11 protein-coding genes are annotated in these 15,489 nt (G+C 41.1%); 3 read left to right on the top strand and 8 right to left on the bottom strand.

Going from position 1 to position 15,489, the window contains the following annotated elements; translation table 11 throughout:
• The 4 genes from A3774_RS03820 to A3774_RS03835 form a co-directional block, all read right to left on the bottom strand.
• A complete protein-coding gene (locus A3774_RS03820) occupies window positions 1–798 on the bottom strand; it encodes an outer membrane lipoprotein-sorting protein (protein ID WP_067863399.1) in 798 nt (265 codons plus the stop codon).
• On the bottom strand, window positions 773–3,124 hold the full coding sequence (locus tag A3774_RS03825) for an efflux RND transporter permease subunit (protein ID WP_067863402.1): 2,352 nt from the start codon (window positions 3,122–3,124) through the stop codon (window positions 773–775). The genes A3774_RS03820 and A3774_RS03825 overlap by 26 nt, the downstream gene beginning before the upstream one ends.
• 127 nt (window positions 3,125–3,251) lie before the next feature.
• Window positions 3,252–3,995, bottom strand: a complete 744-nt coding sequence (locus A3774_RS03830; RefSeq protein ID WP_067863405.1) for a TetR/AcrR family transcriptional regulator — start codon at window positions 3,993–3,995, stop codon at window positions 3,252–3,254.
• A 230-nt stretch (window positions 3,996–4,225) separates the two neighbouring features.
• A complete protein-coding gene (locus A3774_RS03835; protein WP_067863408.1) occupies window positions 4,226–5,179 on the bottom strand; it encodes a methylenetetrahydrofolate reductase in 954 nt (317 codons plus the stop codon).
• Between the two features lie 142 nt (window positions 5,180–5,321).
• Here A3774_RS03835 and A3774_RS03840 point away from each other — a divergent pair, with 142 nt between their 5' ends.
• The 3 genes from A3774_RS03840 (at window position 5,322) to A3774_RS03850 (ending at window position 8,197) form a co-directional block, all read left to right on the top strand.
• Window positions 5,322–5,888: a DUF1285 domain-containing protein gene (locus A3774_RS03840; RefSeq protein WP_067863411.1), complete on the top strand. Its 567-nt coding sequence runs from the start codon at window positions 5,322–5,324 to the stop codon at window positions 5,886–5,888.
• 107 nt (window positions 5,889–5,995) lie between these two features.
• A complete protein-coding gene (locus A3774_RS03845) occupies window positions 5,996–7,165 on the top strand; it encodes a response regulator (RefSeq protein WP_067863413.1) in 1,170 nt (389 codons plus the stop codon).
• A gap of 594 nt (window positions 7,166–7,759) precedes the next feature.
• On the top strand, window positions 7,760–8,197 hold the full coding sequence (locus tag A3774_RS03850) for a CopD family copper resistance protein (protein ID WP_067863416.1): 438 nt from the start codon (window positions 7,760–7,762) through the stop codon (window positions 8,195–8,197).
• Between the two features lie 265 nt (window positions 8,198–8,462).
• On the opposite strand, the gene A3774_RS03855 is transcribed toward A3774_RS03850, so the two are convergent.
• The 4 genes from A3774_RS03855 to A3774_RS03870 all read right to left on the bottom strand — a co-directional run bounded on the left by A3774_RS03855 (window position 8,463) and on the right by A3774_RS03870 (window position 15,107).
• A complete protein-coding gene (locus tag A3774_RS03855; RefSeq protein ID WP_067863419.1) occupies window positions 8,463–9,197 on the bottom strand; it encodes a Crp/Fnr family transcriptional regulator in 735 nt (244 codons plus the stop codon).
• Window positions 9,198–9,289: 92 nt separating this feature from the next.
• Window positions 9,290–10,768: a surface lipoprotein assembly modifier gene (locus A3774_RS03860; RefSeq protein WP_067863422.1), complete on the bottom strand. Its 1,479-nt coding sequence runs from the start codon at window positions 10,766–10,768 to the stop codon at window positions 9,290–9,292.
• Window positions 10,769–10,925: 157 nt separating this feature from the next.
• Window positions 10,926–11,906 (bottom strand): HupA family protein, encoded by a 981-nt coding sequence (locus A3774_RS03865; RefSeq protein ID WP_067863425.1) that lies wholly within the window; start codon window positions 11,904–11,906, stop codon window positions 10,926–10,928.
• Window positions 11,907–11,978: 72 nt separating this feature from the next.
• Window positions 11,979–15,107, bottom strand: coding sequence for a TonB-dependent receptor domain-containing protein (locus A3774_RS03870; RefSeq protein ID WP_067863427.1), 3,129 nt, complete (start codon window positions 15,105–15,107; stop codon window positions 11,979–11,981).
• Between the last annotated feature and the right edge of the window lie 382 nt (window positions 15,108–15,489).

Consider the following 15,489-nt stretch of genomic DNA (forward strand, 5'->3'; position numbering starts at 1 on the left):
TTAACGTGCCCGTTTAAGGGTGTTTTTATTGAAATCGTTATCATCTAAACCGGCTTTAAATAGGTAGTCGCTATAGGTTAGATCTGTGCTTTTACCTGATTGGTGGTTAACCATTTTCATTAGGTTCGGACGCCAATGCTTACCTTCGTACTCATTGTACTCATGGTAAGTGAGTGTTTTTAATAGTGAATTTTTACGATCAAAAAACTCAATTTTCCAAGGGCGGTATTCTGCTTGATCTAACCAAGCGATACGGCGGGTATAACCGGAATTTTTATCAACAGGGAACTGTTCAACCACATAACATGTACCCCCTTCGCAGGCCTCATCACGTAAAAAATTATAAGTGTACTTTTCTACTTCGAATGAGGATAAATCTTCGTATGAAAATTCCGAACCCATAAATGGACCTGACTTGTTCCGAGAAGCGATACGTTTAACCCGTTTTAGTTTAGGTAGATATAACCACTGGTCATCAGCACCGATGGCGTGAGAGAAACTGAGGAATGCTGTTCCTTTTACATCCCTAGGTTTATCAAAAACTGATAGGCTTTTATCACCATCATTCTCCATTTCTAATGATTTTAGGCGAATATCTCGAACGCTTTCCTGTCCCTGTTTGTTGCGAAGGATCATATTCATGCTGGCTTGCATATCTTGCCAGCCTTTATCGCTTGCTTTTGCTTCCACGGCGATGCGCGTGCCTTTCTCTTCAGGCGTTTCCGCTGAAGCGATCAATGGTGCCGTTATTAGGCCTAATACGAGGATTGAATTAAGCGATTTTTTTAACAGAGTCATTGTGTTCTCCTTCAGCAGGGTTGCTATTATTTTCAGTGGTTGAGATGTCGCTTTTATCCAGTTTCATTAATAGCGCTGGTAGAAATAAGAAATCGACAATTAAGGCAATAAGAATAGTAATGGCTGTGAGTAGACCCATATCTGCATTTAATTTAAAACTAGATTGGGCGAGTACCATAAAGCCAGCAACCAGCACAAATGTGGTGATCCATAATGCGCGGCCAACACTGGCAAAGGCATATTCTACGGCGGCTTTAGGGTCTTTGTTACGCTCACGGCGTGCATGTAGGTATTTGCTTAGGAAATGTACCGTATCATCGACAATGATCCCTAAGGTCATACCCGCGACAACAGATAAAGCTAAGCCGATTTGGCCATCAATAAAATACCAGATACCAAAGCCCATAGCGGCGGGCGCAATATTGGGAATAAGGCTAATCAATCCAAATTTAACCGACCTTAACGCAAAACCTAGAATAAGCGATATTAAGATCAGGGCAACGGTTGTACCTAATAACATGCTTTTAATATTACGCTGTCCAATATGAGCGAACATTAAATTGGGGCTGGCAATATCGACTTGGTAAGTCGGGGCATGGGCTTTGAACCAAGCATATATGCGCTCCTCAATTTCAATTTGTTCAGTACTGGTTAGATTGCGAAATGTTGCGATAACACGCGTGGATGACTTATCCACATTAAGTTGATTGTTGAGATCTAAGCCGTAGGGCAGTGACATTTCATATAAAAGTAAATATTGCGCAGAAAGTTCACGATCATCGGGTAGGGCGTAGAAGTTTTGATCATCACTATGCATATTTTTATTTAGGCGTTTAATAATGTCCGATAGAGAGCTGACATGGTCAGTTTCAGGCTGTGTACGCAGCCATTCGGTTAAGTCGCCGACCGATCGAAGAAACTTAGGATCGTTTATACCGCTTGATTCTCCTGTCTCAATAGAGATTTCCATTGTTGACATACCTGACAGGTTTTCCTGCATATAGTCAGTTGCTTGCCTAAATGGGACACTGGTATCAAAGTATTTAACAAAGTCATCGTTGAGTGTGTTTTGCGGCATAAATAGGATCACAGTGATCATAATAACGGACATGCTGGGTAGCAGTATTTTACGGTTGTTAACAACAAAGCCTGCGAGTTTGTGCATGAAATCCAGCTTACCTTCCTTGGTTGCCTTAACCTTAAGGGGCAATAAACTTAACATAGCTGGGAACAAAGTGATGGAGAAGATAAATGCCAACATAACGCCTGCAGCCACCATATTTCCTAAGTCTCTAAACGGTGGTGAGTCTGAAAAGTTTAAGCTTAAGAAACCTATAGCAGTAGTGACACTGGTGAGGAAGATAGGTTGGAAGTTAATACGAAGGCTGTCTCGAATGGCTTGTTTTTTCTCTACCCCTTGGCGCATCTCATAAAACATTGTCGTTAATATATGGATGCAATCGGCAACGGCTAAAGTGAGGACCATTATGGGGGTTGTGGAAGAGGGACCGGTTAAGAAAAAGCCTGTGTGTCCCGCTAATCCCATGGTTGAAACAATAGTAAAAATGATGATGACAACAGTGGCAAATGTACCGCTGAAGGTACGGAGTAAAAAAATCATACCTAACAGGACGACGCCAAACATAATCGGTACGAGTATAGCGTTGTCGCTTAATGATGATTCAGCAAAGCTATTATTCATCATCACCATGCCGGATAAGTGAACGGTAATGTCTGGGTTTTTCTCAATAAATTGAGTTTTTATCTCACGTATTTTAGAAACTACATGTGGGATCTCTTCTACTGGATTAATGCCGGGTAGTTGTACAGTGACATTCACCACGCTTACATTGCTTTTAGGTGAGATGATTTTATGCAGTAAAAGAGGCTCGTTAATTGCGATCTCTTTTAAACGGGGCATATCTGCGTTTGTTAGGGTGTCAGCATCTAAAACTAAATCTTCTACAAACATATCGTCTTCTTCAGACCATGTATGTTGGAAGTTAGTAATTGAATCTACGCGCGTGGAAAAGGGTACTTGCCAGGATTCGGTAGTGAGTTCTTGAATCGCTTTAAGTGTTTTGGGTGTAAATACTTCGCCATCATTGGGAGAAATAATAAATGCTACATTATCACTCTTACTATAAATTTTTTGCATCGACTCGAATGCTGTTAGTTGAGGATTTTCCTCACTAAAAAATACACGGTAATCGCTTTTAAACACTAAGTTTTTAGCACCATAAGCGGAGCCAAATACAAACACTATAGTAATTAAGATGACCCAGACTGGATGATCCAGCACAAATCGGAAAAGACGGTCTTTCATTTTCCTTCTCCAGAACCCTTTCCAAGGGATTATGTTGCTCTATTGGCAACTTTATAAGTTGGTTGAATACTTAAAAGTGACGTTTCGTCATTTTTAATGCCATAAAAACGATATAAAGACCGTTTTATTATTTGTTTTGTAGTCGCTTTAATTGCCGTACTTCATCTGCAAACAGTTCGGTTTTATATTTTTTAAGAGTTCCAGCCCAGTCATGCTCTTGGGTATAAGGTTTCCAGTTCAAGCCATCAAGCATCAAGTTAGCGTGATTAATCAACTCTCGTTCTAGCTCCATCTCTGTTCTAACGCTGCATCTATCGAGGGATTCATGGAGTAGAACAATAGTGCCAAAACACATCGACCAGAGAGCAAAGGCCACTTGTGCGGGGCTTAGATGACTTTGCAGTTTAAAATCGCCACTCGTCAAGCCTTCTGATATTACATGTAGAATATTTTCAAGGAGTTTGCCTTCAAGGTGCAGATGTTCTTCGCGACGCTTTTCAGACGATTTCTCACCTATTGATGGGGTCTTGGCCGAAATAACTAGCATAAATTCGGTAGGATTTAGTAGCGCATGCAGCATATAGGCGTAACCTATAGCGAGAATTTTTTCACGGCTACAGCCATCAAATGAAGCGGCGTGATAAAAGAGATTGTATAAATTTTCAACGCTTCTATTGCATAAGCCCGTAAGCAAGTCTTCTTTGCAAGTAAAGTGATTATAGATGGTGCCTTTTGAATAGGGGATTTTAGCTGCCACCTTATCAATCGTTAGGCCAGCAATCCCTTGAGCTGTAATGATCTCTAAGGCGGTATCCATTATCTCTTCTTCGCGTGCTTTTAATACGCAATTATTAATGCTTTTGCTGCTCATTTAATTTGATTCATTATTGTTGACGAATCGTCAAAATATCTTAGGCGTGCTTTTTTTTCAAGCGTTAAAAATGCAACAAACTATTCTTGCTGTTCATCAGAGGGATGCTGAAAAAATCACCATTTTATAGCTGTGAGAGAAAATAAAGAGGGAATAACGAGTTGGTATGGGGCTGTTTTATTTAGATTAAAAGATAAACAAAACAGCCATGATGAGAGAGTGGAGGGAGGTTATAGGTTCGCTTCAGCGAGCTTCAAATCCACTATAGACTTAAGGAGTTTAAATAAACGTATAGACGCATCAATCTCCTCTTTTCGGTTAGTTAAGCTCTCAATATTTAGACCAATGGAAATATTGAGTGGAATGACCGCTTCTAAAATTTGCTCTAAATTATTACGGCAAATTTGCGTAGATTCTTGTAGTGGGTTTTCCGCATCAATAATACGAAATTTAGTAGCCTCGGGGACTGAAATGCCAAGCCACTCCATAAACTCTAATGTTTTACTGCTGCCGCAGGGAGTGAAGGTAAGAATAACCCGTTTAGGTGTAATGCCATCTTGGCGGCATTTACGTGCGTAGCTGCTTAACATATCAATAGTAGCTTGGGCATTGTAAACCGCTTGAGAGACGAAAAATTCGCAGCCATTCGCTGATTTACTAATTAAGCGCTCATGTTCATTGTGTTTGACTGCATGACGTTCTGCAATGGTAACGCCACCGAGTTGAAAGTCAGCAGGGTGCTTTGCGATAGCGGCGTAAGCATCATTTAAACTGAGCTGTATATCTCCTTCGGATGAGGGGCTGCCGACCAATACCGTATCGCGAACACCGTAGGCATTCCATGCGCTATCAAGCCACTCAATAAATGTCTGTTTATCCCGTTGAGAGACACTTTTATAAGTGATAATTGGCTTTTCAGATTTTTCACGTAACAGCTTAGAATAGGCGAGAGGATCTAAAGTGCGCATATATGGGAAAGGTCTAGGGATATCTATTCGGCTACTTTCATCCTGAATGTCATAAACAATCAGGCCGTCAAACTCCACATTCTGAAGGCGACCGAGCAGCTTGTCAGCGATCTCTGATGCAGCATCGTCAGTCGTTGTTGCTTTAGGTGGAGTGGTGCCAAAGAGATAAACTCCGCGACTGTTGTCAGCAAATTTGCTTCTTAGATCCTGTTTCATGGTATTTTTTACTTTTATTACTAAGCTTTAATTGTAGGCTATTCTAACAATTAATTATTTTCATGTAGTTAGCTGAGCGTATGAAATTTTCTCTGATAGTGATGAGTAAATTTAATAGCCAATTTTGTAATGGGGTAGGCGTTTGTCCGAAACTAATTTTAATTTAGCAAAAGTAAGTAAAACTATTGAGGAGTCTTCTGACGGCATCCCCCCTTTAGAACGTTGGGACCCAGCGTTTTGTGGTGATATTGATATGCGTATTACCCGTGATGGTCGCTGGTTTTATATGGGTACGCCGATTGGCCGTCCAGCGATGGTTAAGCTTTTTTCACAAGTATTATGGATGGAAGAGGGAAGGTATTTCTTAAAAACTCCAGTTGAGAAGGTTGGAATTAAAGTTGATGATGCCCCTTTTCTGTTTGTCGCGGTTGAAAAAAAGGAAGGAGATAAAGGGCCTGAATTAGTCTTTACCAGTTTGACGGATGATAAAGTGACGTTAGGTAAGGCGCATCAGTTATGGATTGAGCACAGTCTTGAAACGGGGGAGCCTTCACCTTATATTCATGTGCGTTTTGGCATAAAAGGGTTGATACATCGTAATGTTTTTTATGAGTTGGTTAACATGGCTGAAGAGGTAGAAAAGGGAGGGGAGACAACTTTCATTGTCACGAGCCAAGGTGTTGAGTTTGTTTTAGATACGGTTTGTTAATTATTTTGATCTAGAAATGAACTTAATTCGGTGATTTTAAAGAAAATTATTTTAATTATAGTAAACTATAATAAATTTGACGTGTGCGCTGCTAGAGGTATCAGTAGATGAGTTCAGGGAAACGGTTTTCTGTTCTTTTAATCATTCAGTCAACAAAAGAGATCCAGTCTCTTTGCAATATGGTTAAAAGACATTTTCCACGTTTTTATACTGCTTCTACTGAAGAGGAAGCTATACGGCTTATTGCCAAACATCAGATCGATGTTCTTTTATTGGGCCTTGACGGTATTCAAAACAATGAAGTGTTTTATCTACATCTTCTCAGCGCTAAACAGGATGTAGATAAGATTATTTTTAAAAAAATTGTTTTTTGTAGCCGAGAGGAGCTGAAAGATGCGTTCGGCATCTGTAATAAAGATGTGTTCGACGATTATTTTATTATTCGACCTCTTTATGATCCCTACCATTTGTTACTTCGTTTACGATTTATTCGCCGTGAGATGACGGAAAGAGATGATAGAGGTCTGTTGGGATCGGGGGATTGTAGTGTTGAAAATCTATGTGGGTATTTTGATCAGATCATTAACTGTGATAGTGAAATAGCGGATCTTAATGAAGCTAACTATGCCAAATTAATGGAACTTGTCTCATACTCAATGAAGCATATGAAGGATAAAATAATTGATGATGGCAATATGACGGAGCAGTCACGTCAAAATATTAGTAGCCTTATTGATACCCATGCTAAAGAGCATTTACAGGAAGTGGGTGTGCATCAACAGGGTGCCAATGGACAGGTGAAAAGTAAGTTAAACACAGTTACGGAAGTCGCTAAGCAGAAAAAAGCCAGTTTAGAAGCGGAGAAAGATAATCCGATTGTATTTGACGATAGTAATATCCTTCTGTTGGAAGATGAGGTTGAAGAGCGAGATAAGATTAAGATGATCTTGGAGGGTGCGGGATATAAAGCGCAAGTATCAGGTAGTGCGGTTCATACTATGAAGTTATTAAAAAACTGGAAACCGGATATCATACTGCTTGATTTAACATTGCCAGATATGAGTGCGTTATTTGTTATTGATCAGATCAAGCAAGATCCTGAAATGAGTCATACTCGGATTATGGTCTTGGCTAAACCGGGTGACACTCAAAATGCTAAAGAAGCGATGAAGCAGGGTGTACATGAGGTAATGCTAAAACCATTGGATAAAGATATGCTGCTTTTTAAAATGGGCCATAACTTAGAAGCAGTAAAGAACGAATCCCAATCATCTTGAACTTAGAGCTGCGCTTATGTGATAGATAAGTGTAGTTGTCTTCAAATTAGAGTGGAATAAGTTGTAAGAAAAGCTAGTTCAGCGCTTTTATACTAGGCGGTTTAGCTGTAGTAGCTTAGTACCTTGAAAAAAGGTAATACTTAATTAACCGTAAGTTGGCTGTTTGATAAATTATTAAAATAAAAGTAATTTTATTTTCGGGGGGGAAAGTCTACTTTATCTATGTGGGTGCGGTTTAATCTAGAAAATTACCCATGCGATTCAAGGGGAAATTTGATATAAATGGGTAGGTCAACTTGGCCGTTACTTATCTAGCCTGAGCCCTTAACTAGTCAACTTAGGTTGCTAGAATAATAAATTTGTATGCACTCCCAAAGCCGTTATTTATAGCTCGCACCTAAGGTCTTACCTATAGGAATTGTTTAAGAAGACCCCTCTTAATTACCTTTAGTCAATTAACTTTCTATCCTTTTTGTAGCCACCTTTTATCTGAACTTTGTTGATAATAGTCATTATTATATAAGGTCGTAGTGCGGATAATACTTATCTTTAAGTAATTGATTTTTTAATTTTCAAGGAGTCAAAAAAGTATTTATGGAATACCCTATTCTGTTAATTATCCACCTTAGCTGCGCTATCCTATTTATTGGAGTGGTTGCATTCGAGGTTCTTTTTCTGGAGCCAATCCGTACACATTTACCTGATAGTATGATGGAATTAGTTGAAGCAGGTATTCATACTCGGGCACGTAAGTTTATGCCTTTCGTTGTTGTTCTGCTGTTTATTTCAGGTATTGGTTTGTTGGGGAGGATTTATTGGCATAGTTGGTATCCTCCGTTCTCCAGTGCTTTTTCCACATTACTTACTATCAAGATAATCCTTGCTATCAGTGTTTTAATTCATTTTATAACCGCAATCAGAGCATCGCTGTGTAATAACATGACCTCTCGTCGTTTTCGACTGACGCACTATAGTGTTTTTGCGCATATGATACTGATTGTTATTTTAGCCAAAACGATGCTGCATGTTTAAATGGCAAGCGGAATATTAGAAAAGTTTGTTCACCTTGTGTGTCGAAGGTGTTGGGGTTGTGGGTATTCTCCCTCCCTTATCTGAATAAGGCTTAGTCTTGATTTTTTGTCGTTGTGATCTGCATGCGATCGGGAGAGGAGTGCGCTAATTTCTTATGTGCATAAGCTCTAAGCAATAAGTTTATTAAAGACTGATTCTATGAGTGTGAGGTAATTTTCTTAAAGTGAGAAAGCGTTACACAATGGGCGATCACCTTTGTGGATAATTAACGAATACCACAGCAGCGGAGTAAATCAGAAGAGGCGCTTCCTATTTTATTGCTACTTAATGTGGTTGAAGGAAGGCTAACCATTGAACAAAGCTGATCTGGTTCTAATATAACGCAGTCTTTACCTTTAACACTCAGGCAGCCTGCATCGCGGAATTTTGTTAACATTCGGGAAAGTGTTTCAGGTTCAATGTTTAGTTGCCGGGCTAAGATGCCTTGAGTGAAAGGTAGTTTTAGCCAACGCGTATTCTGAGTTTGGTAGAGTTCAGCTAGAAACATAACAAGTCGTTGCGCCGACTTGTTGACAGTAAGTTGGTCAATACGACTAACAGCAGAGTAAAGGTTATCCGCCATATTGGCCGCAATGGTTAATGCGAAATCAGGGCTTTTTTCAAAGAGTTTAAGAAGCTTGAGGCTATCTAGCTGGAGAAGTTTGCTTTTTCGGACAGCCACCGCTGAGAGTGGTGCGAGTTTATCCTTTTGAAATGCAACCGTTTCAGCAAATATAGTGCCTTCACTGATTTCTTGGTAGACTTTTTCATGTCCTTCGTGACCGAGTCTGTACAGGCGGATACAGCCTGATTGCAAAAGATAATAATGATCCAGCTTGTCGCCCTGATGAAAGACATGTTCACCACGTTGTATAACTGGCCTACGAGCACCGTGGGTTAATGCTTGAAGGTTGTCTGTTTCTAATATACGAAATAAGTTAGTTTTGGCTAAACCTTCCATGAGTGACCCCAATATCAATGCAAATAATAATCATTTTCATAACGATTGTAATGTGAATAATATCTAATCTCAATTGATTGTGTTTTAGTTATTTAAAAAATATGACGTAACAGAAGACTCACTTCTGTTTGTTTAAAGCCAAAAGCCCAATCTAAATTACTCTGATTAATACTATGGCGTATTCTTAGCTCTGGACTTAACTCTGCAAACTCCCAGCCTTTGGCACCTGTGCTTAGGATATATATCTGTTGTTTATCGTGACGTCTTTCACCTAGGAAAAAATCATGTGCGTCGTTCTTGCTATCACGATAAATCGTCTGGGCATTGACGAATAATCCAGCAGGACCGGAGAAAGCATGATATACCCCAGCACGTACTGACCAACTTTTACTACTGGCCTGATCTACATCGTATTTATTTCGATCAAGTGTCAAACCACCATACACGCTAGTACTTCGGTTAGGCATATAGGCAGCAGTAAAATCCCATTGATACGAATCATAATCTGCCCCGCTGCGCTGTCCCTCTGTTGTGTATTCATAACGTTTGGCATCTAAGCCAGTGCCTACTTGCCATTGTTGATTTAATGAATGTTGCCACCCCATTTTAAGACCATGAGCAAGATAGTGACTACTGTCATTACGGTAATAATGTTCAAGGTAAGGCGTTAGGCTGATAGTGTCTTTAGCATCCAAATACTGGTAGCCCAACTGCAAACGCGTTAAGTTAGTACTGTAATCCTGAATCGTGGCGGTATCAGAAGGATTTTTAGTGGGATAATAACTCCCGTAGCTCATCGGTTTAAACGCCACATTATGATTACCAGAGACATTAAAACGGCGTTGAAACGCCAGCTCATAATTGATCATGTTCGATTCAATGGCTTCTGGCATTTGACGTTCAAACAAACAAATCCCTGCAAAACTGCTTAAACAGGTGTAATAGCCGTTTGCCTGGTTAATATTATTGTTGTAACCAAAACCAAACGCCGCACTGCCGTGCCAATCATCACGCATATCGATTGCTTGTTTGTATTGCTGAACCAGCATTTGAGCTTGAGGTGGCAAGCCGGCATTTAATGCCTTTTCAAAACCTTCTAGCGCTCGTTTTTCTTGATAGTCTTCAAACCATAGCCGCGCCAACTCCAATAAAATTCGAGCGTCTTCTGGTTCCAAATTATTAGCGTATTCCATTCGCTGTAGCGCTAGCGAATAATCATTATGAAAACGTGCCAACAAACTTTCTGCCATGGCCACCAAGGCAGGACGGTGATCAGGTAACTGCTGATAACGTTGAATAAAATCCGGTAATAACGTCCACTGATTGCTGTTGATAGCGATGTAAATCGCTGGCTCTAATGAATCTCGAGTTGAAGGCACTTGATAATGTTTACCTTGGTACATCAAAGTCCCCGGAGGGGCGGCCAATTCTTCCTCATGTTGGCCTTGCTGTTCAATAATGCGATGGGTTTCTTCTTGTAGGAAACGGGTATCGTCCTCATCCGCTTGCACAAAAGGCACGATAAGATAAACAGATATCAGTAGCCACACCGATCTGAAACGGAACGTCATAGAATTTTTTCCATTTTAAAGAGTGACGTAATAGAATAGAGGCCAGCGAACTGGCCTCTTGGGGTGTTGCCTCTAAAACGATACGAAAAGAGAACCTTCCAGAATCGCTCAATTTGACGCTTTTCACTGGTTGCACCCAGTGGAGAGTGGTCAAATATTAAGGCGTAATAGTACCGCTGACTTTGCTACCGCCGAAGGCTGTATCATCATAAGTACCATTGGTGTACATACCCGCTAGCGCTTCTGCATCGTTATAGAAACGACCTTCGATAGTGTTAGTTGCAGCTGAATTTCCAAAGGTACCGTCGCTATTGATAGTCGTGGTAGTAGCATCAAAGTCAATGGTTTGAGTTGTCGCACCTACAGTACGGCTAATGCTACCAGTGAGTTCATTACCGCTACAGCCACTACAGTAGTTGGCAGTCAATGTACCTTTATATAGATTCACGCTGTCAGGTAGTCCACCATCCAAGGTTACACCAGATGAATTTGTACCTGTTTGGCTGATGCCAACCACACCATATTCGACATCATCCAACGTTGGCATTTCATCGTTTTTAACTGCATCATCACCTACGTACCAAACAGTACGATCAGCGCTGGTCATATTCAGGTCATAGCTGTCAGCGTCTGGAGAATCAACGGCCGGAGCCCATTCACCAAAATAAACACCACTCTCTGCTGCTAACGGATCACCACTGGCATCCGCCACTTGGCCAATTACCAAACCACCAAATTGCGGAGCAAACGACAGTTTGGTAATTTGTCGCACACTGTTAACCACAAAGTTGGCATCGTTACTGCCTCCTGTCACTGTTTCAGTATCTTTCCATACCTGAGCAATATTAATTGGCAAATTAAGCATTCCTAAATCACCCGGTGTCATAATGGCACCATTTCCATGATCAGTAATTGCATTATTAGAACCATTAATTGGACCACTAGCTACATCGATAGCGGTGCCATAACTATTAAGTTCTAGACCTGAGTCGCCACCACCAAATACCGAATGATTTGATGCATAGGGATCAACTAATAAGTCATTAGAGCTACCACCCTGCACATTCGGTGATGCAGCTATTACAGCATTACTACTCAGTATTGCCATAACAGCCAAAGCTAATGTTGATTTTCTCATTTTCACTTCCTCATATTTAGATTAGTAAAAACTAGTTTTTATAAAAACCAGCAAAAATCGTTAAATAGACTATTAGAATTTCACCTTTAATCCTGCTGTCACTGTACGACCAGGACCCGGCAATAGGGTTTTAGCCATAGGATCGAGATAATATTCATCCGTAATATTGGTGATGCCTAGGTTTAAGGCCACAGAATTATTTACGTTGTAGTTGACATAAAGATCATGCAGTAACATAGAGCGCCAATAGAAAGTATCAACACCATTACTGAACCATGCATCGCTGACGGATTCACCTAACCCCCAATCATCGGGGTTTTCTGAGGACAAAAGCTGATCCAGTTGTTTATTTTCAGCACCGGCGTGATAGACACCGCGCCAACCGAGCTCTAATTGATTACTTAAAAAACGAGCACCCAACCCCATATTAATAGAATATTTGGGTTGCAAACTGCTACCGCTGTAGGTACCTGGGAAGCCGCCCGTCATACATTCAGGAATACGATTGTAGAAAAGGTCTAGGCCAGAGGCATAATCTTTATCACAAAGTTTTTGCTCTAGCCGATAGGTCACTCCTAGGCTACCGAAATAACGGCCTGTATCGAAACGTGACTGGAGCTCTAAACCGCTGGTCTTTTTTTCATCAAACTGGATAACATCATATTGGTCGTCACGATCAATAAAGTCCTTGATTTTGGTGTTGTAATAACTCAAACGTACATCCGCCATATACATATTGGGGAAGAATTGAGTCAGGTCATGGGAATAACCTAGCTCCCAGTTAATGCTGCGCTCTGGTTTGCTAGCCCCATTGATGGCTAATGTCCCTATGGTTCCAGCACCATCAATAACAGCGCTAGACGTTAATTCATTAACACTAGGGAAGCGGGTGGTTTGTGCATAACGTAAAAAACCTGTGCTGTGTGGAGTGATTCGAGCAGTAACACTGAACACTGGGCTAAAGGCATCACCAGACTGCTCCTCAGGGGCTTCCCAAGCTTGGCCAGCATCAAGATCTTGGTAAACAACCGTGTCTGAGCCAGCGAGAACTCCCGGGATATTCTTTATCTCATATTCTCCGCTATTAGCCCCTTGGGCCTCTATCACTTTGTCATAAAGAAGTGCTGTATCGATTTCGCCATTGGCGAAAGGGTTTTGTGAGGAATCAAGCTTGCCATCTTTATAAGGTACAAATGCCGTTTTCTCCCAAACGGGATAACTCCAACTGTTATATTTAGCATGTCCAAGTTGACGTCCATCAAGATACTCTGAAAATTCAGGACTATTAACTCCGTAGGTCTGCAGCATATTAGTGTATTCATCGACCTCTTCAACAGTTAAAGGCTCGCCCCATGTCAGCTCCACACCGTCTTTACGTTGCTCTGCGGCATAAAAGTCATTACCTTCATTACGACGTTTAGCCGTTCCAGTATCCTTACCTGTGTAATTTAGATAGCGTGTTCCGGCAGTCAAAGTAAGCCAATCAGTGGGCTGCCAAGCGAGGTTAAACATCGCCGAATATTCTTTACGTTCACCTGAACGAGGACCAAAAAGTTCACTGGTTATATGCAGATCTGCGCCGCCTAATGCAATACCATTAGCGGCTGCATTGCTGGTTTGTACCTGTTCGTTGAGTTTTTCCTTCTGATAGCTACCACCTAAAATCAGCTGTAGGCGATCGCTCAGCTGAATCTGATTGCTGAAATCAAAACCAGTTCGGTCATGTTGAGTCCATTGTCGTCCTTGACGAATAATGGTGCCGTCGTGTTCTGGTTCGACAAACCAGTCAGCAAATTCTGGGAAGGATTCTACGTTAAAATCATAATCATCAAGTGCTTGTTGCGTATCTTCATCAACGGAGTAACCAAAGGGGTTTACACCACTTTGATAGCGCTCCCCTTCTGTTGTGGTATGCCAAAGGCTGGTTTCTAGGTTCAACCATTTTGAGCCTTCCGGTTTAAAATCGTAACTGAGCTTGTAGTTTTCCGTTACTAGTTCTGAATGAGGTTTTTCAAACACAAATTGGTATTGAGACCAATCAACATCGGGTTGGCTTTGTTCTGCCGCCTCTCTATATCCCCAATAGAGGATGGAGTCACCAGGGACAGTTTCCCCAAAAATTGTATTAGTACGCATAAACTGCAAACCAATTTTTTGCTCATTGGGCAAATACCAGTGATTTTTAATCAGTGTCGTATCCACTTTACTAGCGGTATTAAAAACTTCACTTCCAGAAGGGTACAATTTAATTAAATTTGGAATATATCTATCGGTTGTTGTTGTATCGAAAGAATCATACCCTGAGTATCGGTCTGCATTATTGTCACCTGCGTAATAATTTCCGGTAGTCCGCTCACTTCGTGAGATCAAAATGTCGGTAAATTCATTACGCCCAGCAATAGTTAACATTTCGGAATGGTCATCAAAATTTAAGTGTTCACTGCTACCCTTGTAGCGCTGTTCAGGGTAGGGGACTTCGATACCCATTTGCCCTAATCGGCTTGCTCCAGGAATGTCTCGATAATCTTTGCCGTAGAACGATTCGGCATTAAAGCGTGTGGCGCTAGTATTACCGGATGTCTCGATGTTCGTTTCTATTCCCCAGCTTTCCCCTTCAGGAATAATGTCGTTCGCTTCAATAGTCCGGATATTTACGGCACCACCTACACCACTTTTTATGCCTCGACTTAGCGAAGGGCCTTTTTCCACTTCAATGCTGCGAAACAAAGCTGGATCAACATAACTACGATTACCCGAACCAAACATATGCAAGAAGACGTTGGTGGATTGTTCAGTGCCATCAATGGTTAAAGGGGTTCGACCTTCACCCGTTATACCGCGGATATTAGGCGTAATGGACTGACTACTTCGAGAGTCCATGCTGTACACACCGTTCATGCCTTTGAATACATCGCTAGGGTTAGTCGCTTTAAAACGTTGTAGTTGTTCGCGATCTTGGTAAACACTGGTGACGTTTTCGGTATAGACTTCATCTTTCTTTTCTTCGTCCTTATCGGGGGTGCCTGTTACAAGGATCGATTCGAGTTCGATTGGAGTGTTTTGGGAGGAGTGGTGAGACTTTGTCTCATCTGCCTGTGCCGCGCTTGTGCAGGCAATTGCGAAAGCTAAGGTTGTAACAGGGTATCTCCATCGATGATTTTGGATGGTACACTTTCTCCTGTTGGGGAGCGGTAGCTTCATGAGATGTTTTCTCCTAAATGGCGGCGATAAAAATGGGTGGATCCTAAACATTCACCCACAGTAACCACCCATTTTAATGATAATGCTTCTCATTTTGATATGACAATTGTCATCATCTAAGAAATGATAGGTGGGGTAATTAAAAGCATGACAAGCGCGTGTGCCGCTTTTTAAACAGCTTATGTAACTATTTTTAAGTGTTATTCATGCAGGTGCAGATTATCGATGTGATTGAAAAGTAGTGATTGTGCGTTGGTTTGCTTTTATGGTGCGAGGTTGCGAAGAGCTTATGGAGTGAGGGAGAAATAACACAGAATATTTTCCATGTGTTATCTATTTCTTATAAAAAAACCGCAGGGGTTGCCTGCGGTAAAAAACCAAT

This window comes from Neptuniibacter marinus (assembly GCF_001597725.1).
GTDB classification, from domain to species: Bacteria; Pseudomonadota; Gammaproteobacteria; order Pseudomonadales; family Balneatricaceae; genus Neptuniibacter; species Neptuniibacter marinus.